Origin of the sequence: Methylobacterium endophyticum (genome assembly GCF_050591105.1) — a bacterium.
GTDB lineage: Bacteria > Pseudomonadota > Alphaproteobacteria > Rhizobiales > Beijerinckiaceae > Methylobacterium.
In genome coordinates this window covers 103448-129152 of the sequence record NZ_JBNHES010000016.1, presented here as the reverse complement: position 1 = coordinate 129152, position 25705 = coordinate 103448, and the positions used below count along the sequence as shown (strand labels likewise).

Annotated in this window: 22 protein-coding genes and 1 tRNA gene; 12 read left to right on the top strand and 11 right to left on the bottom strand. The window is 70.6% G+C overall.

Features of this window, described 5'->3' with window-relative positions; translation table 11 throughout:
* Nucleotides 1-14 precede the first annotated feature (14 nt).
* The 5 genes from ACP56T_RS17340 to ACP56T_RS17320 form a co-directional block, all read right to left on the bottom strand.
* Nucleotides 15-3143: an efflux RND transporter permease subunit gene (locus ACP56T_RS17340; RefSeq protein ID WP_430913396.1), complete on the bottom strand. Its 3129-nt coding sequence runs from the start codon at nt 3141-3143 to the stop codon at nt 15-17.
* Between the two features lie 11 nt (nt 3144-3154).
* Complete coding sequence (locus ACP56T_RS17335; protein ID WP_430913395.1) at nt 3155-4879, bottom strand: efflux RND transporter periplasmic adaptor subunit; 1725 nt, start codon at nt 4877-4879, stop codon at nt 3155-3157.
* 86 nt (nt 4880-4965) lie between these two features.
* Nucleotides 4966-5421 carry a hypothetical protein gene (locus tag ACP56T_RS17330; RefSeq protein ID WP_430913394.1) on the bottom strand — a complete coding sequence of 152 codons (456 nt, stop codon included), beginning with the start codon at nt 5419-5421 and terminating at the stop codon, nt 4966-4968.
* 76 nt (nt 5422-5497) lie between these two features.
* On the bottom strand, nt 5498-5710 hold the full coding sequence (locus ACP56T_RS17325; RefSeq protein ID WP_430913393.1) for a heavy-metal-associated domain-containing protein: 213 nt from the start codon (nt 5708-5710) through the stop codon (nt 5498-5500).
* A gap of 572 nt (nt 5711-6282) precedes the next feature.
* Nucleotides 6283-6358: transfer RNA gene (locus tag ACP56T_RS17320), tRNA-Ala, on the bottom strand.
* Between the two features lie 121 nt (nt 6359-6479).
* Here ACP56T_RS17320 and ACP56T_RS17315 point away from each other — a divergent pair.
* Nucleotides 6480-6782, top strand: a complete 303-nt coding sequence (locus ACP56T_RS17315) for a YggT family protein (RefSeq protein WP_430913392.1) — start codon at nt 6480-6482, stop codon at nt 6780-6782.
* Between the two features lie 76 nt (nt 6783-6858).
* Nucleotides 6859-7905 carry a MaoC family dehydratase gene (locus tag ACP56T_RS17310; RefSeq protein WP_430913391.1) on the top strand — a complete coding sequence of 349 codons (1047 nt, stop codon included), beginning with the start codon at nt 6859-6861 and terminating at the stop codon, nt 7903-7905.
* Nucleotides 7906-7948: 43 nt separating this feature from the next.
* Here ACP56T_RS17310 and ACP56T_RS17305 read toward each other — a convergent pair whose 3' ends face one another.
* Together ACP56T_RS17305 and ACP56T_RS17300 are read right to left on the bottom strand one after the other, a co-directional pair.
* A complete protein-coding gene (locus ACP56T_RS17305; protein ID WP_430913390.1) occupies nt 7949-8743 on the bottom strand; it encodes a TSUP family transporter in 795 nt (264 codons plus the stop codon).
* 112 nt (nt 8744-8855) lie between these two features.
* Nucleotides 8856-9434: a L,D-transpeptidase gene (locus ACP56T_RS17300; RefSeq protein WP_430913389.1), complete on the bottom strand. Its 579-nt coding sequence runs from the start codon at nt 9432-9434 to the stop codon at nt 8856-8858.
* 234 nt (nt 9435-9668) lie between these two features.
* Between ACP56T_RS17300 and ACP56T_RS17295 the strand changes: the two genes are divergently transcribed.
* The 3 genes from ACP56T_RS17295 to ACP56T_RS17285 all read left to right on the top strand — a co-directional run bounded on the left by ACP56T_RS17295 (nt 9669) and on the right by ACP56T_RS17285 (nt 14859).
* Nucleotides 9669-10073, top strand: coding sequence for a hypothetical protein (locus tag ACP56T_RS17295; protein WP_430913388.1), 405 nt, complete (start codon nt 9669-9671; stop codon nt 10071-10073).
* A gap of 239 nt (nt 10074-10312) precedes the next feature.
* Entirely contained in the window at nt 10313-11563 is a 1251-nt protein-coding gene (locus ACP56T_RS17290; RefSeq protein ID WP_430913387.1) for an efflux RND transporter periplasmic adaptor subunit, read from the top strand.
* A gap of 131 nt (nt 11564-11694) precedes the next feature.
* Nucleotides 11695-14859 carry a multidrug efflux RND transporter permease subunit gene (locus ACP56T_RS17285; protein ID WP_430913386.1) on the top strand — a complete coding sequence of 1055 codons (3165 nt, stop codon included), beginning with the start codon at nt 11695-11697 and terminating at the stop codon, nt 14857-14859.
* 3 nt (nt 14860-14862) lie between these two features.
* On the opposite strand, the gene ACP56T_RS17280 is transcribed toward ACP56T_RS17285, so the two are convergent.
* The gene (locus tag ACP56T_RS17280) at nt 14863-16260 is read right to left on the bottom strand and encodes a GntP family permease (RefSeq protein WP_430913385.1); all 1398 of its coding nucleotides are present in this window, start codon (nt 16258-16260) and stop codon (nt 14863-14865) included.
* 280 nt (nt 16261-16540) lie between these two features.
* On the opposite strand from ACP56T_RS17280, the gene ACP56T_RS17275 reads away from it, so the two are divergent.
* Entirely contained in the window at nt 16541-17137 is a 597-nt protein-coding gene (locus ACP56T_RS17275; protein ID WP_430913384.1) for a hypothetical protein, read from the top strand.
* Between the two features lie 55 nt (nt 17138-17192).
* Here the strand turns inward: ACP56T_RS17275 and ACP56T_RS17270 are convergent, their stop codons facing one another.
* Nucleotides 17193-17426 (bottom strand): hypothetical protein, encoded by a 234-nt coding sequence (locus tag ACP56T_RS17270; RefSeq protein ID WP_430913383.1) that lies wholly within the window; start codon nt 17424-17426, stop codon nt 17193-17195.
* A gap of 445 nt (nt 17427-17871) precedes the next feature.
* On the opposite strand from ACP56T_RS17270, the gene ACP56T_RS17265 reads away from it, so the two are divergent.
* The 6 genes from ACP56T_RS17265 to ACP56T_RS17240 all read left to right on the top strand — a co-directional run bounded on the left by ACP56T_RS17265 (nt 17872) and on the right by ACP56T_RS17240 (nt 24597).
* Nucleotides 17872-18882: an NAD-dependent epimerase/dehydratase family protein gene (locus tag ACP56T_RS17265; protein WP_430913381.1), complete on the top strand. Its 1011-nt coding sequence runs from the start codon at nt 17872-17874 to the stop codon at nt 18880-18882.
* A gap of 71 nt (nt 18883-18953) precedes the next feature.
* Nucleotides 18954-19439 carry a DUF2721 domain-containing protein gene (locus tag ACP56T_RS17260; protein WP_430913380.1) on the top strand — a complete coding sequence of 162 codons (486 nt, stop codon included), beginning with the start codon at nt 18954-18956 and terminating at the stop codon, nt 19437-19439.
* Between the two features lie 118 nt (nt 19440-19557).
* Nucleotides 19558-21765 (top strand): glycosyltransferase family 2 protein, encoded by a 2208-nt coding sequence (locus tag ACP56T_RS17255; RefSeq protein ID WP_430913379.1) that lies wholly within the window; start codon nt 19558-19560, stop codon nt 21763-21765.
* Nucleotides 21766-21875: 110 nt separating this feature from the next.
* Complete coding sequence (locus ACP56T_RS17250) at nt 21876-23024, top strand: transglycosylase SLT domain-containing protein (RefSeq protein WP_430913378.1); 1149 nt, start codon at nt 21876-21878, stop codon at nt 23022-23024.
* Between the two features lie 186 nt (nt 23025-23210).
* Nucleotides 23211-23759 (top strand): response regulator, encoded by a 549-nt coding sequence (locus ACP56T_RS17245; protein ID WP_430913402.1) that lies wholly within the window; start codon nt 23211-23213, stop codon nt 23757-23759.
* Nucleotides 23760-23919: 160 nt separating this feature from the next.
* Entirely contained in the window at nt 23920-24597 is a 678-nt protein-coding gene (locus ACP56T_RS17240; protein ID WP_430913377.1) for a L,D-transpeptidase, read from the top strand.
* Nucleotides 24598-24671: 74 nt separating this feature from the next.
* Here ACP56T_RS17240 and ACP56T_RS17235 read toward each other — a convergent pair whose 3' ends face one another.
* Both ACP56T_RS17235 and ACP56T_RS17230 read right to left on the bottom strand, forming a co-directional pair.
* The gene (locus tag ACP56T_RS17235; RefSeq protein WP_430913376.1) at nt 24672-25007 is read right to left on the bottom strand and encodes a hypothetical protein; all 336 of its coding nucleotides are present in this window, start codon (nt 25005-25007) and stop codon (nt 24672-24674) included.
* Nucleotides 25008-25168: 161 nt separating this feature from the next.
* Nucleotides 25169-25669, bottom strand: coding sequence for a phasin (locus tag ACP56T_RS17230; protein WP_430913375.1), 501 nt, complete (start codon nt 25667-25669; stop codon nt 25169-25171).
* Nucleotides 25670-25705: the final 36 nt, after the last annotated feature.

Below are 25705 nucleotides of genomic sequence, written 5' to 3'. Positions count from 1 at the left end.
CCTGAGGCCAGAACCTACGACGCCAAAGCTGGGCTTCGGATCAGCTCAGCCGCACCGTGCCGAGCTTGCGAAGGGGTCCCCATTGCACGCCGATCCGGGGTCCCGTTCCAACGCTTTTTGACAGCGTCGAGCAACGTCGCGCTGACGAGGCCGCCGAAGATCGTCACCGCCACCGGGTGCAGGATCTCCTTGCCCGTGCTCGCGGCGTCGTGGAGCAGCGGCACCAGGGCCACCCCGGCCGACAGGGCCGTCATCAGCACCGGGGTCAGCCGCTCCAGGCTGCCGCGCACCACGAGGTCGGGCCCGAACGGCACGCCCTCGTGCAGCGACAGGTTTAGGTAGTGGCTGATCTTCAGGATGCCGTTGCGCGCGGCGATGCCGGTCAACGTGATGAACCCGATCATCGACGCCACCGACAGCGGCTGGCCCACGAGCCACAACGCCGCCACCGAGCCGATCAGCGCCAGGGGCACGTTGCCCATGATAATCAGCGCGAGCGCAGCCGACCTGTAGCGGCTGAACAGGATGGCGAAGACCAGGGCCAGGGACAGCGCGGAGAGCACCGCGATGGTTCGGCTCGCCTCCTCCTGCGCCTGGAAGGTCCCCTCCAGTCTGGTGAAGACGCCCGGCGGCAGCGTCTCTTTCGCCACGGCCTCGCGGATGGCGGCCACGATGGTCGCCATGTCGCTGCCGCCGTCGGTGTTGGCCTGCACCACGATGCGGCGGCGGGCGTTCTCGCGCAGGATCTGGTTCGGCCCGTCGGTCTCGCGGATGTCGGCCACCTGGCGCGCCGGCACCCACCCCGAGGGCGTCTCAAGCAGGAGGTCGCCCAGGCCCGCAGTGGTCCGACGGTCCTCGGACAGGCGCAGGACCACGTCGAAGCGGCGCACGCCGTCGACCACCGTCGAGACCACGCGCCCGTTCGAGAGGCGGCTGATCTGGTCGACGACCGCGGCGGGCTGCACCCCGTAGAGGGCCGCCCGCGTGTAGTCGACGCGGACCTCCAACTGCGGGATGCGCACCTGCCGCTCGACCTGTAGGTCGGCGAGGCCCGGAATCGCCGCCATCCGGTCGCGAAGCGTATTCGCCACCCGGCGCAGGGCGTCGAGGTCCTCGCCGTAGACCTTGAGGGCGATCTCGGCGCGCACGCCCGAGAGCATGTGGTCGAGCCGGTGCGAGATCGGCTGGCCGACGTTGACCGCCACCGGCAGGGCCGCGAGGCGCCCGCGGATGTCGGCGACCAGCGCCTCCTTCGGGCGCTTCGTCGCCGTGTCGAGGGCCACGTCGATCTCGGAGGAATGGACGCCCTCGGCATGCTCGTCGAGCTCGGCCCGGCCGGTGCGTCGGCCCACCGCCTTCACGCCCGGAATGTCGAGCAACAGCTTCTCGGCGATCAACCCGACCCGGTTGCTCTCGGCGAGCGAGATGCCCGGAGTGAAGGTCATGCCGACCGTGAACGAGCCCTCGTTGAACGGCGGAAGGAGGGCCCGCGGCAGGTTCCAGGCCGTGGCGCCGGCGGCGACCACAGCGACCGCGACCGTGCCGACGAGCAGGCGCTGGCGCCGGAACGCGAGCCGCAGCAAGGCTGCGTTGCCCCGCTTGAGCGGCTTCAGGAGGCGGCCGTCATGCTCCTCCAGGTTTCTGAGCCCCGGCAGCAGCAGGGAGGCCAGGGCCGGCGTGAGGGTGACGGAGGTGAGCAGGCTCGCCAGGATCGAGATGATGTAGGCCTGCCCCAGCGGGGCGAAGAGCCGGCCCTCGATGCCGGACAGGGCGAAGAGTGGCACGAACACCAGGATGATGATCAGGGTCGCGTAGACGATGCCGGAGCGGACCTCGTTCGAGGCCTCCACCACCACCTGGAACACGCCCTTCGGGTTGCCCGCCCGCCGGTTCTCGCCGAGTCGGCGATAGATGTTCTCCACGTCCACCACCGCGTCGTCGACGAGCTCGCCGATGGCGATGGCGAGCCCGCCGAGGGTCATCGTGTTGATCGACAGCCCGAACAGGTGGAACACCGCCGCGGTGGTCAGCACCGAGACCGGGATGGCCAGCAGTGAGATCGCCGTGGTGCGCACGTTCAAGAGGAAGGCGAACAGCACCACCGCCACCACCAGCACCGCCTCGACGAGGACGCGCTCGATGTTGCGGATCGAGGTCTCGATGAAGTCGGCCTGCCGGAACAGGACCTGGTCGGCCCGGATGCCGGCAGGTAGGGTCGGGCCCATCTCCTTCAGGGCGGTCTCGATGCTGCGGGTGAGCCGCACCGTGTCGACGTCCGGCTGCTTCTCGACCGAGATGATGACCGCGGGCTTGGCCATGTAGCCGGCGTCGCCGCGCTTCACCTTCGCGGCGAAGGAGACCTCCGCGACCTGCCGCAGAGACACGGGGGCGTCCTTGACGGTCGCGACGACGAGGCTGCGCAGGTCGTCTAGGCTCATGGTCCGGCCGATGTTCCGGATCAGGTACTCGCGGGCATTCTGGTCGGTGAAGCCGCCGCCGGCGTTGGTGCCGAACTGGGCGAGCGCCGCCTCGAGCTGGGCATTCGTCACGCCGAGCGCGCGCATGGCGGCGGGGTTCGGGCCGACCCGGAATTGGCGCACCTCGCCCCCGATGGGGATGACCTGTGCGACGCCGGGGATGGTCAGCAGACGCGGCCGGATGGTGAAGTCGGCGACCTCGCGCATCTGCATGGGGGTCGCGGTCTCGCCGGTCACCGCCACGAGCAGGATCTGGCCCATGATGGAGGAGATTGGCCCCATCGCCGGGGTGACGCCCCGCGGGAGCTGGTCCTGCGCCAGGGCGAGGCGCTCCGCGACCTGCTGCCGATTCCGGTAGATGTCGGTCCCCCAGTCGAACTCGACGTAGGTGACGGACAGCCCCACGCCCGAGACCGAGCGCACCCGGATGACGCCGGGGAGCCCGTTCATCCGGGTCTCGATGGGGTAGGTGACGAGTTGCTCGACCTCCTGGGGCGCGTAGCCCTCGGCCTCGGTCATGATGGTGACGGTCGGGCGGTTGAGATCGGGGAAGACGTCGACCGGCAACTTGGTCGCGGACAAGGCTCCGTAGAGTACCAGCACCGCGGCGAGCGCGAGGACGAGCAGGCGGTTGCGGACCGACTGGCCGACGAGGAAGGTGAACATCGGCGGACTCCTCAGCGGACCTGGTCGAGGAGCTCGGCACCCTGGGTCACGACCCGCTTGCCGGGTCCGATCCCCTCCGCAACCAGCACCCGGCCGCCGTCCAGCGGCTCGACGCGGACCGGCCGCGCCTCGAAGCGCTCGGCGGTGACGTGCTCGTAGATGACGTCCTGTCCGTTGCCGGACCGCACGACCGCGGCGCGCGGCAGCGCCAAGCCGGATTGCTCGGTGTCGGTTCCGGCCAGCACGGTGACGAACTGACCGACCCGCAGGCCGGAGGCGTCGCCCTGGACGGCGAACTGCACAGGAAGGGCCTGGTTGCGGTCGGCGAGGCCGGAGCCCTGGTAAGCGAGCCTCAACGTGCGGCCGTCGGCGAGCCGCGCCGTGGCGTCCTGCGCCGCCGTGAGCGCGTCGAAGCTCAGCGCCTCGACCCAGAGGCGGTTCGGATCGACGACCTGGAAGACCATCTGCCCGGGGCTGGCCATCTGGCCGGCGACCGCCGCGGCCTGGGCGACGACGCCGTCGACGGGCGCGACGAGCGGTTCCGGCTGTTGCCGGATCTTGTCGAGGGCCGCGCGGCGGTCCTGAAGGCCCTTGAGCTCGGCGATCGCGTCCTCAAGCTGGCTCTGGGGCACGGCCGCGGTCGTGGCGAGCCGCCTGTAGCGGTCGACCCGCCGCTCGACGATGGAGATCTGCTGGTCGAGATCCCCTTGGGTCTGGCGCATGTCCGAGGCGTCGACCGCCTGGATCGGCGGCGTGACGGTGGCGAGGACCTCGCCCTTGTGCACCCGCGTGCCGAGGCGAGGAAACAGCCCGGAGGGCGGCGGGGAGAGCCGGCCGCCGACCGAGGACTGGACGACGCCGCTGGCGTTCGGGTCCGGGATGATCCGGCCCGGAAGCTCGACCGAGCGGTGGAAGCTGCCCTTCTCGGTCATGGTCGTGCGCAGGACCAGCAGGCGTTGGGTCGGCTTCGGCACGAACACGGAGCCGTCGGGAAGGCGCTGCGCCAGGTCCGACGAGGCGGGCGTGCCCGGTCGCGGCTCGATCAGCGCGGCTCGCTGCACGGGGGCGCCGTGGTCCTCGTCGCCATGCGCGAAGGCGGCGGTGCCCAGCGCGATGGTGATGCCGACGGCGAGCAGCGTCACCGCGGGGCCGTTGCGGCGGCCCCGGGCGAGCCCGGCCACGAGAATGCCGAGCAGGAAGGCGACGGCCACCGCGCCGATCAGGGTCGGGTCCCTCTCGCCGAGGCGCTCGCGGATGCCGCGGGCGACCTCCGAGACGCGCGACGTCACGGCCTGCGTCGGCGGAACGACCGTCGTGGCCTTCCCGTCCGGGACGGTGACCGAGACGGCGAGCACGTCGACCTCCTCGCCCGCCGTGACGGTGGCGGCGAATTCGTGCCGCCCAGGCTTCGACAGCCACGGGGCCGGCAGCGCGTAGCCGCCGTCGGGCGCGGCAATCGCGGTCCTCGGACCTTCCGGGGTCTCGATCTCGACCGTCGCGCCCGTCACCGGCTCGTTCGTCCGGAAGCGGTCGAGAAACAAGGTCAGGGTGCCATCGCGCGGGGTGGCGACGAGCTCGAAGGCGTCGGAGAGGGCCTCGCCGCGCGGGGCGATGGTCTTCGAGACGGGCGGCTGGGCGGCGCCGTGATCGTGGCCGTCGTGGGCGAGCGCGGGCTCCGCCAGGACGGCGGCGAGCAGCGCCACCGCACCGAGGGCGGCGGCAGTACGGATCGACATGGGAACGGTATCCTCGCGATGGGGATGCCGGGCGCGGCCACGGGCGGGCGCAGCTCGGGTGTCGCGCGCCTCAGGCGCGCCTCATCTCACGCGAGGGTTCGTGGGGGCTCGGGGAGGGCCTCGGGGCCGACGCGGGCGCGGCCGGCGACGTCGGCCGGGACCAGCGTGACGGCGCCGAACAGGTCCACGGACAGGCCGAGCGGACCCGCGAGGACGCCGGTGGCGCAGCAGGCCATCGTCCCGCAGCAACTGGTCCTACAACCGGGGCGGCAGCAGCCGTCCTCGGTCGGTTCGATGCGCGCCGCCTCGACGGCGAGGAGCACAACCTTGGACCACGCTGGCGCCTCGGCCTGGGCGGCGGTCCTCGCCGGCATGGACGTGGTCGCGACGACCGGAGCGACGGCTTTCGGCTGCGCCGCGGCCATGTGGTGGCCGTGGTGCGCGTGGCCCTCGTGGGCCTGAACGGCGGACGGCGCGACGTAGGCGATGATCGCGAGGATCATCGCCGCCATCAGGCGCAGGATCTGCCGGTCGAGGCTCATGGGTACGGGATTACACCGGTTCGGTTGGCGGGACTATGAATGCCGACGTGAGATTTTTGGTTGCGTGGGGGCCGGCTCAGGCCGCCGCGGACAGGGGCTCCGCTGGGTAGCCGGCGGCGGTGACGGCGTCGGCGATCCGTTCGGCCGGGGCGGTGGCCCCCGACACGGTGACGAGCTTCGACGCGAGGTCGACTTCCACGCGGGCGCCGGGCTCGACGGCCTGCACGGCCCCGGTCACGGACTTGGCGCAGCCGCCGCACCCCATCTTCTCGACCTTCAAACGGATCATGACGCTCTCCTTCGGACGGCGTCTGGATGAGGTGGGGCTTCCCACCGTGGGAAGGTCAAGGGTCGAGGAATCCCCGTCAGTTCGGGGAGGCCCAGGTCGATGCGGTGGCACGGTCCTGGTGGCCATGACGGATGCCCTCTCAGCCGAGCCAGCCGGTGTAGAGGCCGACCAGGACGATCAGCGCGGCCGAGTGTTGATCGGCGTGGGGCCTCCACGCCGATCGGCACGTTAGGACGTTGAAATCGCTAGCGCTACCGGGGGCTGAACGTAGCATTGCGAACGCGCATCCCGGTACTGCCGATTCCGAACCGATTCCCTCAGTCCCGAACCGCCCGGCATCGTCGATGCAGGAAATGCCGCCGCGCCGAGCGCGTCGCATCGGATTGTGCGTTGCGGCGCGGCGCATCCGCGGAAACAGGTTCGGGGGCCGTTGAGACGAAGGCCGGATCCGGCCCCGGTTGCGGCGCAGCAACCGGCGGAGACCGTCCCGCGTGCTGGGCGCCTCGTCTAAACCACCGAAATCAAACGATTATTCCTGGCGACCACCGGCCCCTCGGTTTCTGAGGACGGCCTGGTGGAGCTGAGGGGATTCGAACCCCTGACCTCCGCAGTGCGATTGCGGCGCTCTCCCATCTGAGCTACAGCCCCGTCGAGGCGCCGGCCTTGTAGGCTTGGCTGCCCGAGACTGTCAATTGCCGTTTGCCGCAAGCCCGGCGGATACGCCTCGGCGGGTCGTTCCGCGGGGCGGCGAGGAGTTCGAACACCGCGCATGTATGCTCTCCTCTGGCTCTTCGATACGATCGTTCAGATCCTGGTCTACATCCTCATCGCCAGCGCCGTTCTGAGCTGGCTCGTGGCCTTCAACGTGGTCAACGTGCGCAACCCGATCGTCTCCCAGATCGGCGAGTTCCTCTACCGCGTGACCGAGCCCCTCCTGCGGCCGATCCGCAACCTCCTGCCGAATCTCGGCGGCGTCGACATCTCGCCGATCATCCTGATCCTGCTGCTGCTGTTCATCAGCCGCTTGCTGCACGAGTTCGTGCCGGTGCAGACCTACGGCATCTCCGGCTGACCACAGCCCCCGATCGCGGCCTCAGCCTGCCCGCCTGCCGGCGGCGCGGGTGCATTTCGACGGACCCAGCCCGCTCATGAAGACCAATCCCGGCCGCTTCTTCGAGGATTACCGCCTCGGCGAGACCATCCGCCACGCGACCCCGCGCACGGTCACGAGCGGGGACGTCGCCCTCTATACGGCGCTCTACGGCCCGCGCTTCGCGGTGCAGTCGTCAGACGCCTTCGCCCGCGCCATCGGCTATCCGAGGAGCCCGCTGGACGACCTGCTGACCTTCCACGTCGTCTTCGGCAAGACGGTGCCGGACATCTCGCTGAACGCGTTGGCCAATCTCGGCTATGCCGAGGGCGGCTTCCGCCGGCCGGTCTATCCGGGCGAGACGCTCTCCACGGTCTCCGAGGTGATCGGGCTCAAGGAGAGCTCCAACCGCCAGACGGGCGTCGTTTACGTCCGCTCCGTGGGCTCGGACGAGAAGGGCGAGACGGTGCTCAGCTATTGCCGCTGGGTGCTGGTGCGCAAGCGCGACCCCGAGGCGAAGATCGCGCAGGAGCACGTCCCCAGCTTCGCCAAGGTCGTGGACCCGGCCGACCTCGCCGGCGCCCTGCCCCTCCTCGACGTCTCGGCCTACGACAACGACCTCGCCGGCAGCCCGCACCGCTTCGGCGATTACGCGGCCGGCGAGAAGATCGACCATGTCGACGGCATGACCGTCGAGGAGGCCGAGCACCAGATCGCGACGCGCCTCTACCAGAACACCGCCAAGGTGCATTTCGACGCGCTCGCCACCCGCGACACCAAGTTCGGCCGGCGCCTGATCTATGGCGGACACGTCATCTCGCTGGCGCGGGCGCTGAGCTTCAACGGGCTCGCCAACGCCTTCTCCATCGCCGGCATCAATGCCGGCCGGCATGTGGCGCCGCTGTTTGCCGGCGACACGGTCTATGCCTGGAGCGAGGTGCTGGAGACGGCCGACCTCGCGGGGCGCAACGATGTCGGCCTGCTGCGCCTGCGCACCGTCGCCACCAAGAACCAGCCCTGCGCGAACCATCCCGACCGGCAGGGCGAGGGCTACGACCCGAGCGTGATCCTCGATCTCGACTACTGGGCCTTCATGCCGAAATAGGGCTTGCCGGTCCGTGGCGTCGCGGAAAACCGCGGCGCCCGTTTCAAAACAGGCCCAGCACCGCCACCCGGAGCGGATTCTCCGGGTTCGCGAGCAGGCGGATCGCCATGGCGCAGGCGATGGTGACGAGGAGCGGCCGGATCAGCCGGGCGCCGAGCCGCACCGCCAGGGCCGAGCCGATCTGGGCGCCGAGGAAGGCGCCGGCCGCCATGGCGAGCCCGATGATCCAGGCGACGTGCCCTGAGGCGGCGAACAGCGCGAGGCTGCCGAGGTTGCTCGCGGCGTTGGCGAGCTTGGTGTGGGCGGTGGCCCGCACGACCCCGAGACCCAGCAGCGTCACGAATCCCACCATGTAGAAGGCCCCCGCTCCGGGCCCGAAGACGCCGTCGTAGAAGCCGACGAGGGGCGCCACGCTGAGCGAGAAGGCCAGCGGCGTGATGCGCGCCGCCGCGTCCTCATTGTGCATCCGCCGGGCGAAGGCGAAGTAGAGCGCGATGCCGACGAGCAGGATCGGCACGCCGGCATCGAGCACGGAGCGCGGCGTCAGGCTCACGCAGAGGGCGCCTAGCATCGAGGCGAGGCCGGCGGCGAGCGCGATCCGCCAGGCTTCCGGCCAGTGGATCAGGCCGCGCCGTGCGAAGGCGATGGTGGCGGAGGTCGAGCCGGCGCTGCCCTGGAGCTTGTTCGTCGCGATGGCGCTGACGGGGTCGAGCCCGGCCAGGATCAGGGCGGGCAGCGTGATCAGGCCGCCGCCGCCGGCGATGGCGTCGACGCAGCCCGCCACCGTCGCCACCGCGAAAAGGCCGGCCACGAGGCCGGGGTCGAAACTGTCGATCATGGAAATCACGGGTCCGCCGGTGCCCGCGCGGGCTTGCGCCGCACGAACCGGGCGCTGCCATAGCCCGGCCACGCGCCGCCGTCGAACCCGGAACCGTCCTCCGGCCGTCCCGTCAGTCGCGCACGACGACCTTCGTGCCGACGCGGGCGCGGTCGTAGAGATCGACGACGTCCTTGTTGGTCATGCGGATGCAGCCCGAGGACACCGCCGCGCCCATGGTCTCGGGCTCGTTGGAGCCGTGGATGCGGTAGAGCGAGGAGCCGAGATAGAGCGCGCGGGCGCCGAGCGGGTTGTCCTGTCCGCCGGCCATGAAGCGGGGCAGGTCCGGGCGGCGGGCGAGCATCTGCGCCGGGGGCCGCCAGGCGGGCCATTCCTTCTTCATGGTCACGGTCTTCACGCCGGACCAGGAGAAGCCCTGGCGGCCGACGCCGACGCCGTAGCGGATCGCCTCGCCGCCGCCGAGTACGTAGTAGAGACGGCGCTGGCGTGTGGAGACGACGATGGTGCCGGGCTTCTCGGCGCCCTTCCAGGCCACCGTCTCGCGCGGGATCGCTTGGCCGCGGAAGACGTTCAGGAAGTCGGCGAGCGGCCCGCTGTCGAGGGGATTGGCCGTCGCCGCGCCACCGCCGACCCCGCAGATCGCCAGGACGGCGGCGGTGGCGGTCTTCACGAGGAAACCGGGCTTCGGCATCGGGCTCTTCCTTTCCGTCGGGTCGGGAGGGGTCGTTCGATCGTGCGGAACAGCCCTGGGCGGCGTTCGCGGCGCCGGTATGGTCGGTCAACCGTGCCGCGCGACGGACGGGCGCCCCTGTGGGATTCGCGCAACGCCGGCGGCGGCGAGCGGCCGTCCTCGACGGGCGCGGCGCCTGCGCAGGATGTCGCAGGCGGTTGCAGACTTGGCCGCAAGCCCCCAAGATCAGGGTTCGTGACCCGCATTTCGACGATACGGCGCCTTTCGGGCGCCCCCGGTTTCCTGCGCGCCCTGGTCGCCGCCCGCGCGGCGGGGCGTGGCCTGACGGCCGCGTCGATCGCGCTGCTGCTCGTCTTCCTTTCGGCCCTTCCCGACGAGTCCGTGCCGATGCCCCCGTCCCGTGGGCCCGGCATCGTCTCGATGAAGGCCGCCCCTCCGGCCACGGTGACGGCGCGGTTCGCGCTGTCCTCCGCCTCGCAGGCGGATGCGGATCTGCCTCCCGGCGACGGCCGCGAACTCGGCCCGGATCTGCCGTTGCCCCTGCGCCTGCCCGTCGCGGCCGGCCTGACGGCGGTGGCCAGCGATCCTCCGCCACCCGTCGGCTCGGCTCTGCCCGAGCGGCCCCCCAAAACCGCCTGATCCGGGGCGCCCGACCGAAGGCCGTGGCCGCGAGAGCGTGAGACATCGCCTCGCGGCGCGCTGTCTCGCGGGGGGCGGCGCGTCTCTGACGGTTGCGAATCTGCGCTGTCCGGACGCCGCCCGAGCGCGCCCCCGCCTCCCCCATGTCAAACTCGGATGCTCTCCAAGCGGCCCGAGCCCGTCGCATCGCCGATACCGGCGTGATCCATATCCCGCATGCCCGACACCCGCAGGAGCCAGTGACCGTGACGCCTCCCCGCCCCGCTCGCCGACCCCTTCGCGCGGCCGCGAGCCTTTCCGGCGCGCTCGTCGGCGGCCTTGCGCTTGCCGCGCTCTCGGCCTGCAACCAGAAGCAGGCATCCGCCCCCCTGCCCGGCCCCCCTCCCGAGGTCGGCGTCGTCACCGTGGCGCCGCAGCCGATTCCCTATGTGCGCGACCTGCCCGGCCGCGTGGCGCCGATGCGCATCGCCGAGGTGCGCGCCCGCGTCTCGGGCCTCGTGGTGAGGCGGCTGTTCGAGCAGGGCAGCACGGTCAAGGAGGGCGACATCCTCTACAAGATCGACCCGGCGCTCTACGAGGTCGAGCTCGCCAGCGCCGAGGCCGCGCTCGCGCGGACGGAGGCCGCCCTGGTGCTCGCCAACCAGCAGGCCGAGCGCCTGGAGACGCTGCTCTCGCGCGCCACCGCGAGCCAGGCCCAGTTCGACGCCGCCGACGCAGCCCGCAAGCAGGCCGCCGCCGAGGTGCTCGGCGCCAAGGCCACCCGCGACCGGGCGAAGCTCAACCTGTCCTGGACGGATGTGCGCGCCCCGATCACCGGCCGCATCGGCCGGGCCCTGCTCACCGAGGGAACCTTGATCGAGCAGGGCGGCGCGCAGGTTCTCGCCACCATCCAGCAGCTCGACCCGATCTATGTCGACATCACCCAGTCGGTCGGCGAGCTGAACAAGCTGCGCCGGGACCTCGCCAGCGGCGAGCTGGCGCGGCTCGAGAACGACGCGGCCAACGCCCATCTCATCATGGACGACGGCACGCTCTATCCGCTGGCCGGCCGGCTGCTCTTCTCCGACGTCACCGCCGACCCGAGCACCGGCCAGGTGACGCTGCGCGTCCAGTTCCCGAACCCGCATGACGAGCTCTTCCCCGGCATGTATGTGCGCGCCCGGATCAAGCAGGGCATCGATTCCGACGCCATCGCCGTGCCCCAGCAGGCGATCCAGCGCACCAACGACGGCAAGGCCGAGGTCTGGGTGGTCGGCCCCGACGACAAGGTCATGCTCCAGCCCGTCGAGGTCGGGCCGGTGGTCGGGACGAACTGGCTGATCCGCGACGGGTTGAAGGCCGGCGAGCGGGTCGTGGTCGAGGGCTTCCAGAAAATCAGCGCCGGGATGGCGGTGAAGGCGAACGCACCGACCCCGCCCGCCGAACAGGCCGCGCTCAAGCCGCACGACACCGACGAGAAGGCCGACGCGCCGGCTCCGCAGCCGAGGTAGCGCATCCCGGCCGCGCCTCGGATCCCAGGTCGGGAGCCGGCCGCAGGCTCCTGAAACATCATCGCTATCGAAGGCCGCCGGCCGCGCTTCTCAGGGAGCCGCCGCGGACCGGGACCGGAGACACCCTTCCCATGGCCCGCTTCTTCATCGACCGGCCGATCTTCGCCTGGGTCGTCGCGCTGTTCATCTGCCTGGGCGGCGCGCTGACGATCCCGCAACTGCCGATCGCGCAGTACCCTGTGATCGCGCCGCCCTCGATCGCGCTCTCGACGGCCTATCCGGGCGCCTCGGTGGAGAACCTCTACACGGGCACCACGAGGCTCATCGAGGACGAGCTGAACGGTGCCGCCAACATCCAGAGCTTCGAATCCGCGAGCGATTCCTTCGGGGTGGTCGAGATCACGGCAAGCTTCAAGCCCGGCACCGATCCGGGCTACGCGGGCGTGGAGGTGCAGAACCGCCTCAAGCGCGTGGAGGCGCGGCTTCCGGCGGAGGTGCGCCAGCAGGGCATCCTGGTGGAGGAGGCGTCGGCCGCCACCCTCAACATCATCACGCTCGTGTCCACGGACGGCTCCATGGACGAGGTCGCGCTCGGCGACTTCCTGATCCGCAACGTCATCAACGAGATCCGCCGCATCCCCGGCGTCGGCCGCGCCACGCTCTATTCCACCGAGCGCAGCCTTCGCGTCTGGATCGACCCGGACAAGCTGCGCGGGCTCTCCCTCAATGCCGCCGACGTCACCAAGGCGATCCAGGACCAGAACGTCCAGATCGCGTCGGGGGCGGTGGGCGCCCAACCGAGCCCATCCTCGAACGCGGTCAACTTCCCCATCGTCGTGAAGGGCCAGATGACCCAGCCCGAGGCGTTCGGCGCCATCGTGCTGCGCGCCAACCCGGACGGCTCCACCGTGCGCCTGCGCGACATCGCCCGGATCGAGCTCGGCGGCGAGGACTACAAGTTCACCACCCGCCTCAATGGCGGCGAGGCCGCCGGCATCTCCGTGACGCTCGCGCCGGACGGCAACGCCTTGCAGACGGCCAAGGCCATCCGCGCCAAGATGAACGAGCTGGCGCAGTTCTTCCCCGATACGGTGAAGTGGGACATCCCCTACGACATCACGCCCGCCGTGGAAGCCTCCATCGAGAAGGTGCTGCACACGCTCATCGAGGCCGTGGTGCTGGTCTTCGTGGTGATGTTCGTCTTCCTCCAGAACATCCGCTACACGCTGATCCCGACCATCGTCGTGCCCATCGCGCTGCTCGGCACCTGCACGGTGATGCTGCTTTCCGGCTTCTCCATCAATGTGCTGACCATGTTCGGCATGGTGCTCGCCATCGGCATCCTCGTCGACGACGCCATCGTCGTGGTCGAGAACGTCGAGCGCATCATGAACGAGGAGGGCCTGCCGCCGAAGGAGGCCACCAAGAAGGCCATGGGCCAGATCACCGGCGCGATCATCGGCATCACGCTGGTGCTCATCGCGGTGTTCATCCCGATGGCGTTCTTCCCCGGCTCGGTGGGCATCATCTACCGCCAGTTCTCCATCGCGATGGTGACGTCCATCGCCTTCTCGGCCTTCCTGGCGCTGTCTCTGACCCCGGCGCTGTGCGCGACGCTGCTCAAGCCCATCGAAAAGGGCCACGGCCACGCCAAGGGCGGCGTGTTCGGCTGGTTCAACCGGATCGTCGACCGCGAGACGGCGCGCTACGGGCGCGGCGTGAGGGCCTTCATCGCCAAGTCCGGCCGGGTGATGCTGGTCTATTGCGCGCTGGTGGTCGGCGTCGGCTACGCCTTCGCGCGGCTGCCCGAGAGCTTCTTGCCGCTGGAGGACCAGGGCTTCTTCACCGTCGACATCCAGACGCCGCCGGGCTCGTCCTTCAACCGCACGCAGGCGGCGGTGAAGAAGCTCGAGGAGCACCTGATGAAGCAGCCGGGGGTGGCCACCGTGACCATCGTCAACGGCTTCTCCTTCTCCGGCCAGGGCCAGATGACCTCCCAGGCCTTCGTGACGCTCAAGCCCTGGGGCGAGCGTGACGCGGACAACTCCGCCGCCAGGCTGGTGGCCGGCACCAACAAGGCCATGGCCGGCTACCGCGACGCCATCTTCGACGCCCAGGAGCCGCCGCCCATCGACAATCTCGGCAACGCGGCCGGCTTCAGCTTCCGCCTCCAGGACCGGGCGCAGCGGGGCTATTCCGCGCTGATGGCGGCGCAGGAGCAGCTGATGTCCCTCGCCACCAAGAGCCCCGTGCTCCAGAAGATGAAGGTCGAGGGCCTGCCCCCCGCGCCGCAGGCCGAGCTCGTCATCGACCGCGAGAAGGCGGCGGCGCTCGGCGTCAACTACGACGACATCAACGACACCATCCAGGTCAATCTCGGCTCGGTCTACGTCAACGACTTCCCCAACCGGGGCAAGATGCAGCGCGTGATCGTCCAGTCCGAGCAGCTCCAGCGCCTCAACGCCGCCGACCTCCTGAACTACGGCGTGAAGAACGCGCAGGGCACCATGGTGCCGATGTCCTCCTTCGCCGAGCTGCAATGGAGCGTCGGGCCGATGCAGATCGTCGGCTTCAACGGCTACCAGTCGGTGCGCATCACCGGCGAGCCCGCCCCCGGCTACACCTCGGGCGACGCCATCGCCGAGATGGAGCGGCTCTCGGGCCAGCTCCCCAAGGGGTTCGGCTACACCTGGAGCGGCCAGTCCTTGCAGGAGAAGCAGGCCGGGAGCCAGGCGAGCCTGCTGCTCGCGCTCTCGGTGCTGATCGTGTTCCTGTGCCTCGCCGCGCTCTACGAGAGCTGGTCGATCCCTCTCTCGGTGATGCTCGTCATCCCGCTCGGCATCGTCGGCTCGGTGGCGGCGGTGTATCTGCGCGGCATCCCCAACGACGTCTATTTCAAGATCGGCCTCATCACGATCATCGGTCTCTCTGCCAAGAACGCGATCCTGATCGTGGAATTCGCGCGCGACCTCTGGAAGCCGGGCAAGTCGCTGGTCGAGGCCACCGTGGAGGCCGCGACCCTGCGCTTCCGGCCCATCGTGATGACCTCGCTCGCCTTCATCTTCGGCGTGGTGCCGCTCGCCATCGCCACGGGGGCGGCCTCGAAGAGCCAGCAGGCCATCGGCTCGGGCGTGATGGGCGGGATGATCTCGGCCACCGTGCTCGCGGTGTTCTTCGTGCCGGTGTTCTTCGTCGTCGTGATGCGCCTGTTCAAGCGCCGGCAGGCCGCCGAAGGCGAGACGCCGGCCGATGGCGGGGAGCGCGCCGCTCCCGGTCACGGCCTGCCGGCGGAGTAGGCGTCAGGCGAGCCCGGTGAGGTAGTAGAACCCGATCACGAAGAACACCGCGGCGGTCTTGATGAGCGTGATCGCGAAGATGTCGCCGTAGGACTGCCGGTGCGTGAGGCCGGTGACGGCCAGCAGCGTGATGACGGCGCCGTTATGCGGGAGCGTGTCCATGCCCCCGCTCGCCATGGAGGCGACCCGGTGCAGCACGTCCATCGGGATCCCGGCGGCCTGGGCGCCCTCGATGAAGCGCTGCGACAGGGCGGCGAGCGCGATGGACAATCCGCCGGAGGCCGAGCCGGTGACGCCGGCGAGCACCGTCACCGTCACCGCCTCGTTGACCAGCGGGTTCGGGATGGCCGAGAGCGCGTCCGAGATGGCCTTGAAACCGGGCAGCGCCGCGATCACCGCGCCGAAGCCGTATTCGGTGGCCGTGTTGGTGCCGGCGAGAAGCGAGCCCGCCACGGCCGCCTTCGAGCCTTCGGCGAAGCGTCCCGAGATGTTGCGGTAGCCGAGGATCAGCGTCGCGGCGATGCCGAGCAGCAGCGCGCCCTCCACCGCCCAGATCGCGGCCACGGCCTTCACCTGCACGACCACCGGATGGGCGGCCATCTCGGGGCTGAGGGCGACGGAGGCCTGCTCGCCGTAGACCGCGTTGATCCAGCCGAGCAGCAGCCGGTTGCCGACGCCGACGATGAGGAGCGGCAGCACCGCGACCAGGGGGTGGACGGGCGCGAATTCCTCGCCGGCCTTCGGCTCGTTGGCGTGGCCCTCGCCGTAGCCCTCGCCGGCGGCGGCCGCCCGGCGCCGGCGCCATTCGAGATAGGCCACGCCGATGGCGAAGATGAAGAGCGAGCCGACGATGCCGAGGATGGGGGCGGCGTAGGAATCCGTCTTGAAGAAGGACGAGGGGATGATGTTCTGGATCTGCGGCGTGCCGGGCAGCGTGTCCATGGTGAAGGTGAAGGCGCCGAGCGCGATGGTGCCGGGCACGAGGCGCTTGGGGATGTCGCTCTGCCGGAAGAGCTCCGCCGCGAACGGGTAGACCGCGAAGACCGCCACGAACAACGAGACGCCGCCATAGGTCAGGATCGCGCCGACGATGACGATCGCCATGATCGAGCGCCCCTTGCCGAGCACCCCCGTCACCGCGCCGACGATGGAGCGCGCGAAGCCGGAGATCTCGATGAGCTTGCCGAACACCGCGCCGAGCAGGAACACGGGGAAGTACAGCTTCAGGAAGCCGACCATCTTCTCCATGAACAGGCCGGAGAAGATCGGCGCCACCGCGCCGGGATCCGTGACCAGCACCGCGCCCAGCGCCGCCACCGGCGCGAACAGGATGACGCTGTAGCCCCGATAGGCGATCGCCATCAGGAAGACGAGCGCCGCGAGGCAGATCACGAAGTTCATGGCGCGTCCCCGATCCCCGGTGGCGCGGGTTCGCGACGCCCGTCGCTATACGGGCCGCCCGCTGCCTGAGGCCGTTCAAGACGGTGGCCGTGCCTTAGTCAAACCCGGCGAGGCGCCAGGGGTGTCATCCACCGCCGATCGACAACCCGTGCGCGACGGCACCGGCTTTTCGTGGACGATCCGATAGATTTCATTCATCATTCCCGCCTGCCCCGAAGCCTGCGAACAGAATCCGGCCGGGGGCGCCAACATCGCCGACCCCGGCGATTCGGAGGCCGCCATGCCCCTCGCTTCGCCTCTGAAGCTCGCCGCCGCGCTGCTTATCGGCCTCTCCCTGGACGCTGCCGCGCTGGCACAGGATGCCGGTCAGCCCGCGCGCACCTGGACCGATCCCCCCGCCCGAGGCGCTGCTGCGGCCCCGGCGGCGAAGCCCGCCGCCGAGGAGGCGAAGGCGCCTGTCGCTGTTTCGAGCCCGAGCGTGGCTGGCGGCGGGCCGGTCAGGGCCGCCGGTCGGTCCGGGCGTCATGTCCAGCGCCAGGCGCGCCGGATGTCGCGGACGGCTGTCGCGGCGGCCCGGCCGCGACCGCAGCAGCGCAGGTTCGCGGTCACGGCGGTTCATCCGACGCGTCATGGCCCCGGCCGCCCGACGGCGGGAGGACCGGGCTACAGCCTCGCGCGGAACTCGGCGCCGATGGCGGTCTACGATCTGCCCGTCGGCATGGTCGAGACGGGGGCGCCGTTCGACGACGCGGCCGACAGGATCAGGGCCGCCCGCGCGGCAGGCTACATCGTGATGCACGCCCGCTCCGTCCGGTTCCCGGACGGCCGGTCGCTGCGCACCTACAGCCCGATCGGCGAGGAGCGCGAGGAGGACTGACCGGAAACGGCAGGGAGGACGGGCAGGTCGGGAGCCGGCGGCGCCGGCTTGCGGCTCAGCGGATGCGCGGGGGCCGGCTCGGCTCGAACACGATGCGGCGGTGGAAGGCGCACCAGCTCTTGCCGTCCGGCACCGGCGCGCCGCAGCAGACGGCGCGGTCGTTCGGCTCGCCGATGATGAACTTGCAGACGAAGGCGCCCGACTGCGCGAAGGGGACGCGCAGCTCCTCGGACGGCTCCTCGATGCTCTCGGCATCGGCGAACTGAGAGAAGCGGACGAGCTGGTTCATGTCGGCAACGACTCGTTGACTACACACGGGACTGCTGACGGCGCAGCCCGGCGGAATGGAAGCGGATGGAGATCCTGATCGCGGTGTCGAGGCCGAATCGGCCGAGCCCGCGTTCAGATTCGTCATGATGCTGTTATAAATGGAGTTCTCGCGTCGCGAAACAAGCCCGGCATGCGTTCCGCACAGGGACGCACAGACTTCTGCGACGATGACTGCGGATGCCGCAGGCTCCGACACCCGATATCGAGCGGCCGCGCCGGTGTCGAATCCCGCGCGAATGCCCGCCCCGCGACCCGTCATCGATCCGGGATCGGGAAATCGTCCCACGCCCCGGTCGAGGGCGGCGGCTATTCTTGAGACGCGGAGCGGCGCGGTGTAGGCCCCCAGCGCGCGCCGCAGGGCGGGGCGCGGGACCTCTCGGCGAGACCTCCAGGGAAGCCACCGGATGCGCGTGCTCGTCACCGGCTCGGCCGGGTTCATCGGCTATCACCTGTGCCGGCGTCTCCTGGCGGCGGGATGCGCCGTCACCGGCCTCGACGGCTTCTCGGACTATTACGATATCGGGCTGAAGCGCGCGCGCCATGCCGAGCTCGAACGGCATCCGGCCTTCGAGCCGGTGGAAGGGCGCCTGGAGACGCCGGGCCTGCTGCGCGATCTCCTCGGCCGCGTCCGGCCCGAGCGCGTCGTCCATCTCGCGGCGCAGGCCGGGGTGCGCTATAGCCTGGAGAACCCCCAAGCCTACGCCGACGCCAACCTCACGGGCAGCTTCAATCTGCTGGAGGCGGTGCGCGCCCACCCCGTCCGCCACCTGCTGCTCGCCTCGACCAGCTCGGCCTATGGCGGCAACACGGCCCTGCCCTTCCGGGAGACCGACCGGGCCGTGAGCCCGCTCACCCTCTACGCCGCCTCGAAGCTCGCCATGGAGGCGATGGCGCATTCCTACGCGCATCTCTTCGCCGTCCCGACGACCGCGTTCCGCTTCTTCACCGTCTACGGCCCCTGGGGGCGGCCGGACATGGCGCTGTTCCTGTTCACGCGGAAGATCCTGGCGGGGGAGCCCATCGAGGTCTTCGGCGGCGGCGTGGCGATGCGCGACTTCACCTATGTGGACGATCTGGTCGACGCGATCCTGCGCCTCGCCGAGGTGCCCCCGCCCTCCCCCGGTGCCGGCAGCCCGATCGGCCCCTTCGACACGCTGAGTTCCTCGGCGCCGTATCGCCTCGTCAATATCGGCGGCGGCCGGCCGGAAAAGCTCGAGGCGATGATCGCCGCGCTCGAGAAGGCGCTGGGCCGCAAGGCGGCGCGCATCGAGAAGCCCCTGCCGCCCGGCGACGTCGCCCGCACCCATGCCAGCACCGAGCTGCTCGACGCCCTCGTCGGAGCCGTTCCGCAGACGCCGATCGGCGTCGGCATCCCGGCCTTCGTGGAGTGGTATCGCGGCTATTACGGCGTCTAAGGATCCGGGCTTCGCCGGCCGCGTCGCCGGCGCTATCAGGCGTGTCCCGGTGCTGCGCAACGAAGGGCCCCATGTTCGGCACGGATTCCGGCACTCCCCTCGAGAGCATCGCGCATATCATCCAGGTCGCGCTGGCGCCGGCCTTCCTGCTCTCGGCGCTGGCGACCTTGATGAACGTCTTCTCGACGCGTCTCGGGCGCGTCTCCGACAAGGTCGACGACCTCACCGAGAGCCTGGCGGGCGCCGTGCCCTCCGATGCCGAACGGCTGGAGCGGCGCCTGTCCCGCCTGCGGCTGCGCTCGATCACCCTCGATATCGCGGTGGTCCTCGCCTCCCTCGGCGGTGTCGCCACGGGCGCGGCGGTACTGACCCTCTTCGTCGGGGCGCTGCGCGATGCCACGGTCGCCTCGATCCTGTTCGGCTGCTTCGGCTTCGCGCTGATCTGCACCGTCGGCGCGATCTGCGCGTTCATGGTGGAGATCCTGCTCGCCGGCCGAGGCATCCGGCGCGCCGCCTCGCGGGAGCGGGATCCCGACGAGACGGGCGGCAGCCCTTGAGAACCGCATGGCCGTCCTTTCGGGATGGCGGGTGGGCGCGCGCGCGTTTTCGCGATAGGTGAGCCGCCGCCCTCGACGCCGCACGGTCCCGAGACGGCGCCCGAGACGAGGTGACGCGATGTCGAGACCGCCGGCCGAGACCCCGAGCGAGGCGAAGTCGACCCGGCGCCGCCCGACGATCGCGAGCCTCTCGCGGCTGGTGAGGCTCGCCCGCCGTTCGGTCGTCCGGCGCATCCCCGGCGGGCGGCCGCTGCGCAAGGGGCCCTTCGTCGGCTATTTCGAGGGGCTGCACGGCACCGTGGCGACGGGCTGGGTCTTCGATCCCGACCGGCCGGACGAGCCCGCGACGGTGGAGTTCCTCGTCGGCGGCAAGGTGATCCACCGCGCCACCGCCAATCAGTACCGCGACGACGTGGCGGCGGAAGGTCATGGCGCCGGCCGGGCGGGATTCTACGCCGACCTCCCCCTCGATCTCTCCGCAGGTCCAGTGGAGGTGCATGCCCGGCTCGCCGGCACCTCCTGGCGGCTGAACGACTCGCCGCGCACCGCCACGCTCTTCGTCGCCCTGAAGAAGTGGCTCGGCCGCCGCGAGCGCGTCACGGGGCCGTTCCGCGACTGGCTCGGCCGGCGCCTGACGCGCGCCACCGAGGGGCTCACGCTGTCCATCGTCGTGCCGGTCTACAACACCAGGCCCGAGTGGCTGGCGGAATGCCTGGAGAGCGTCCTCGGGCAGTGGTGCGGCAACTGGGAGCTGATCTGCGTCGACGACGCCTCGACGAACCCCGAGACCCGGCGCGTGCTGGAGGAGTTTTCGAGACGCGACCCGCGCGTCACCGTTCTCGCCAATGCCGAGAACCGGGGCATCGCGAAAAGCACCAATGCCGGCATCGCGGCGGCCAAGGGCACGCATGTGGCCTTCCTCGACCACGACGACGCGCTGGAGCCCGACGCGGTGTTCCAGCTTCTCCACGCCGCCAGGAGCGGCGCCGAGCTGATCTATTGCGACGAGATCCTGACCGGGGAAAAAATCTCGCAGGTGATGACCCCGCAGATCCGGCCCGCCTATAGCTGGGACTGCTACCTCAGCCACCCGTATTTCGTGCACATGGTCTGCGTGGAGATCGGTACCGCCCGCGCGGTCGGCGGCTGGGACGAGACCATGCGCATCTCCGGCGACGTGGATTTCGTGCTGCGGGTCTCCGAGCGCGCCACCAAGGTCGCCCATGTCCCGGCGATCCTCTACCGCTGGCGCACCCATGGTGAGAGCGCCGGCCACCAGCTCAAGGACCGGGTGGTGGAGGCGACGACGGGGGCGCTCAACCGCCACCTCGCGCGGGTGCATCCCGGCGCCACGGCCAAGGGCGCCGTGCTGTTCAACCACTTCCAGGTGGAGTTCCCCGACCCCGGCGGGCCGGTGCTGGTGGTGATCCCGACCAAGAACCGCGTCGACCTGCTCTCGCGCTGCGTCGACTCGATCCTGGCGACGACGCAGCCCGGCGACGTCGAGATCCTGGTGGTCGACCATCAGTCCGACGATCCCGAGACCCTGGCCTGGCTCGCCGAGAATCGGGGCCGGATCGAGGTCTTCCGCTTCGAGGGGCCGTTCAACTATGCGCGGATCAACAACGCCGCCGTCGCGCATGCCCGCGCGACGCGCGGCGCGCTGCCGCCCTTCCTCCTCTTCGCCAACAACGACATCGAGGCGATCGAGCCGGGCTGGCTCTCGCGCATGCGCTCGCTCGCGGCCCGCGCCGATGTCGGCGCGGTGGGGGCGACGCTGCTCTACCCGGACGACACCATCCAGCATGCGGGCGTCGTCATCGGCCTGAACGGTCCCGCCGACCACGCCCACAAGTTCGTGCCGTTCTGGCGCCGCAAGAACGAGCGCAACCGGGGCCTGACGGGCATGCTGCTGGTGACGCGCGACTACTCGGCGGTGACGGCGGCCTGCCTGATGACGCGCTCGAGCGTGTTCGAGTCCGTCGGCGGCTTCGACGAGGGATTCGCGGTGGGCTTCAACGACACCGACCTGTGCCTGCGCATCGGCCGGACCGGCCTGAAGATCCTCAACGACGCCCATACCGTGCTCTACCACCACGAATCCGCGACACGCCGCGCCTCGGGCGGGGTCTCCCATCCCGAGGATGCCGAGCTGTTCCACGCGCGCTGGGACGCGGCCTTCGCGGACGGGGACCGATTCTACAGCCCGCTCTTCACGGCGAGCGGCCACGACCACCATCCCGCCCGCTATGCGGTGGATTTCCCGCGCGCCCGCGTCCGCGACGGGCTCGGAGCGGGGAAAGCGTCGCCGTTCGCCCAGAAATAGCCCGGAAACCTCCGCTCCGCGTGCCATCCCGGCCGCGTTGTCGCCACAACCGTCACGGTAAATCGAGTCCTGCGCCGGCCCCGGCGCGTCAAGGATTTCGAGACACCTCCATGCAGGCTCGCAGGATCGGATCTCTGAGGCCCGCCTCCGAAAAGGGCCGCTTCGGCGCGGGCCCGGTCTCGGCCGAGGCGCTCACCGTCTCCTCGACCGTCGCCCGCGACCATGGCAGCCGCCTCGCTCTGACCCGCTCGATCCTCTCCGTGGCGCTCCTCGCCGGGGGATTCACCGCCGTGATGCTGGGCTCCGGCGTCGACCTCGCCCGGATCGGCCTCGAACAGGCGGTGCCCGCAGCCCATGCCGCCACCGAGATCGCCATGCCTCGCCCGCGCGTCGGCGTGGTGCAGCTGCCCTCGCTCCCCGAGCCGCCCGCCGTGCTGAAGGCCTCGGCCGCCTTCTCCGCCGTCCACGACCTCGACACCGATCTCGGCTCGGACTCGGTCGACCGCGTCTCCTACGACTACCTGATCTCCGAGACCTCCATCGGCGACCCGAACGACATCCTCGAATTCGGGCCCATGAAGATCCGTCGCCACCTGGTGCAGAAGATCGTCCGCGCCGCGCAGGCCGTGCAGACCGATCCGGTGCTGCTCATGGCGGTGGCCGACAAGGAATCGAGCTTCATCACCGCCGTGCAGGCCAAGACCTCCTCGGCGACGGGCCTCTACCAGTTCATCGAGCGGACCTGGCTCGGCGTGGTGCGCGACTTCGGCCCGAAATACGGCCTCGCCTCGGAAGCCGCCCTCGTCACGGACGACGCCAACGGCCGCCCGACCATCGCCGATGCCGCCGAGAAGGCCCGCGTCCTCGAACTGCGCCGCGACCCTTATCTCTCCGCCCTGATGGCCGGCGAGATGCTGAAGCGCGACGCCGCCCGCATCGCGCTGCGCATCGGCCGCGAGCTGACGCTCGGCGAGGTCTATCTCGCCCACTTCCTCGGCCCGGAGGATGCCGGCGACTTCATCGCCAAGGTCGCCGACAAGCCCAAGGCCGCCGCCGCGCAGATGCTTCCGGGGCCGGCGCGGGCCAACCGCACGATCTTCTTCGCCGCCGCGCATGGCCGCCGCAAGAAGGCCGCGAGCCTCTCGGTGGCGGAAGTCCACCAGAAGTTCGAGGCGATGATGAGCACCCGCGGCGAGCGCTACCGCGACGTGCGCTCGGTGGCCGGCATCATGGCCTATGCCGACGCCGCGACCGAATGAGCCGCGCGCGGGCGGCGCAATCTGCGGCTCCCGGCGCAACTGACCGGCTCCTCCCGACTTTCTTCAGGCGCGCCCCCGCTCTTCGCGGGAAACCCGTGGCGATGTTCGCGAGGATGAGTCTTGTCTGACACCCGGCGTGATCGAGCGCATGGACAGCGCGAGCCGGTCGAGAGCCTCACACCCGGAGTGCCCCTCGACCAGATCGGCGAGACCCTCGCGTCGGTCTACGATTCCCTGCTGGCCGAGGGCGTGCCGGAGCATCTCGCGGCCCTGGTGCGGCAGGTCCGCCAATCCGCCGCCGAGGCGGGCCGCGCCAGGGCCGAGCCCACCTGCGCGGACCCGCGCGGCGATCCCCCCTGCCCCCGCCTCGCACTCGTCGTCGAGGACGATGCCGAGGTGCGGGCCCTGGCCGAGACCCTGCTCGACGAGACCGAGCTCGACGTCCTCGGCTGCGACAGCGCGGAGGCCGCCCTCGACGTGCTTCAGGCGCGCGGCGGCGAGGTCGCCCTCGTCTTCGCCGATGTCCGGCTCGCGGGGGAGATGAACGGGCTCCAGCTCGCCCGCGCCGTCGCGACCCTGTGGCCGCGCGCCCGGCTGGTGCTGACCTCCGGCCACGCCGTGCGCCGCCCGGAAGTGCCGGAGAACGCGGTGTTCATCCCGAAGCCCTGGCGGCCCATCGACGTCCTCCTCGAGGCCGAGCGCGCCGCCAGCGAGCCGCCCTCCACCATCGTCTGAGGCGGCGGCCGGGCGGGATTGTGCCGCCGTGCGGCCGCGCACGCCGTAACCTTACTTCCGAAGCGTATTCGGCGACCTTCCAAAATTGTCGTACGGGGATGGAACCGAACGCCCACGGTTACGCTTGTATGGCAAAGGTTACTGCACAGGTAGGCCCACCATGAAGACACTTGCCAGCGCTCTCGCCGGTTTCGTCGGCGTCTGTGTCCTCGCCGCGACCCCCGCCTTCGCCGCGTCGTCTTACGATCCCTTCGGCTCGGATGCCGAGGACTACTACGCCGAGCAGTACCAGCCCTACGGCTATCAGGGCACGCCGAGCCAGGGCTACGCCCAGCAGCAGGGCTCGGGCGGCCTCTTCGGCCAGGGCGTGCAGGCCGCGCCCCAGGCGCAGGTCCAGCCGATCCCGCGCGAGCTCGTCCGGTTCGAGGGCAACTACAAGCCCGGCACCATCGTGGTGTCGACGGCCGAGCGCCGGCTCTATCTCGTGCTCCCGAACGGCGAGGCCCTGCGCTACGGCGTCGGCGTCGGCCGCCCCGGCTTCACCTGGTCCGGCACCAAGACCATCACGGCCAAGCGCGAGTGGCCCTCGTGGACGCCGCCGGCCGCGATGCTCGCCCGCCGTCCCGACCTGCCGCGCTACATGGCCGGCGGCGTCGAGAACCCGCTCGGCGCGCGCGCCATGTATATCGGCAACACCGAGTACCGCATCCACGGCTCCAACGAGCCGGATACCATCGGGCAGGCCGTGTCCTCGGGCTGCATCCGCATGACCAACGACGACGTCACCGACCTCTACGGCCGCGTCCAGGTCGGCGCGAAGGTCGTCGTGCTGAACTGATCGACCCGCGCGGGTCCGATCCATCGCAGGCCGCGTCGTCCCCAACGGACGGCGCGGCCTTCTTTGTGCTCGGATCAGGGGATGACCCGGCCCACCGCCGTCTGCGGCGTGCTGAACGAGGCGATGGGCATGTCGCAGAAGCAGCGCGCGCCGAGGGGGCGCGGGCCGGGCAGCGGGCAGGAATAGGGCTGCGGCCCGGTCAGGCCCTGCTGGACCGCGTCGCAGTTGTAGCCGACCGGTCCGCCCCGGCGCGGCGGCGGCGCGCGGCGGATGATGACCGGCCGCTCCTCGTAATATCCCGGCGGGGGCCGGTCCTCGTAATACCCGTAGGGCTGCGCCTGGGCGCCGGAGCCGACCAGCATCGCGACGAGCATCGCGGCGGCGGAGGCGCCTCGGGTGGGACTGCGCATGGCGGAATCGTCCTTTCGGGATATCTGGCCCCGCTTCGGAACCCGGTCCCGCCCTTCTCCGCGAATGCGGGCGAAAACGAGACGGCCCGCCGCGCGCAAGGCGAGGCGGGCCGGTATCCCTCGAGCGGTCCAGCCCGGAAGGGCTGGACGCGGACCTGGCTTCAGGAGGTCGCCTTGCGGGTGGCCTGCTGGGCGGCGGCCTGGACATCGGCTCCCGCCTTGCGAGCGGCCTCGGTGCCCTGCTCGGCCGCCTTGCGGGCGGTCTCGGCGCCTTCCTGGATGGCGGCCTTGGCCTGCTCGGCGCCCTGCTGCATCGCGCTCTGCGCGAGGCCGCCGAACTCCTTGGCCTGGGCCTGGATCGCGGCGAACTGGCTGCGCACGAACTCGGCCTGGTGCTGCATGGCCTCCTGCACGTCCTTCGAGCGGACGAGCTTCTGCGCGAGGTCGAAGGCCGCGTTCACGTTCTGCTCGGCGAACTCGAAGCCGCGCGCGGAGGCACCCTGGGCGTTGGTGCGGGCGAGCTCGGCCGAGCCCTGCACCGTGTCGGCGGTCTTACGGGCGGCACCGATGAAGCTGTCGAAGGCCTTGCGGGCCTGGTCGACGCTCTTCTCGGCGAAGTCGCGCATCTCGGTGGGGACTTCGTAGTTCGGAGGGGTGCTCATGAGGTGTCTCCTGCCACTATGGTTCTGATTCGCCAT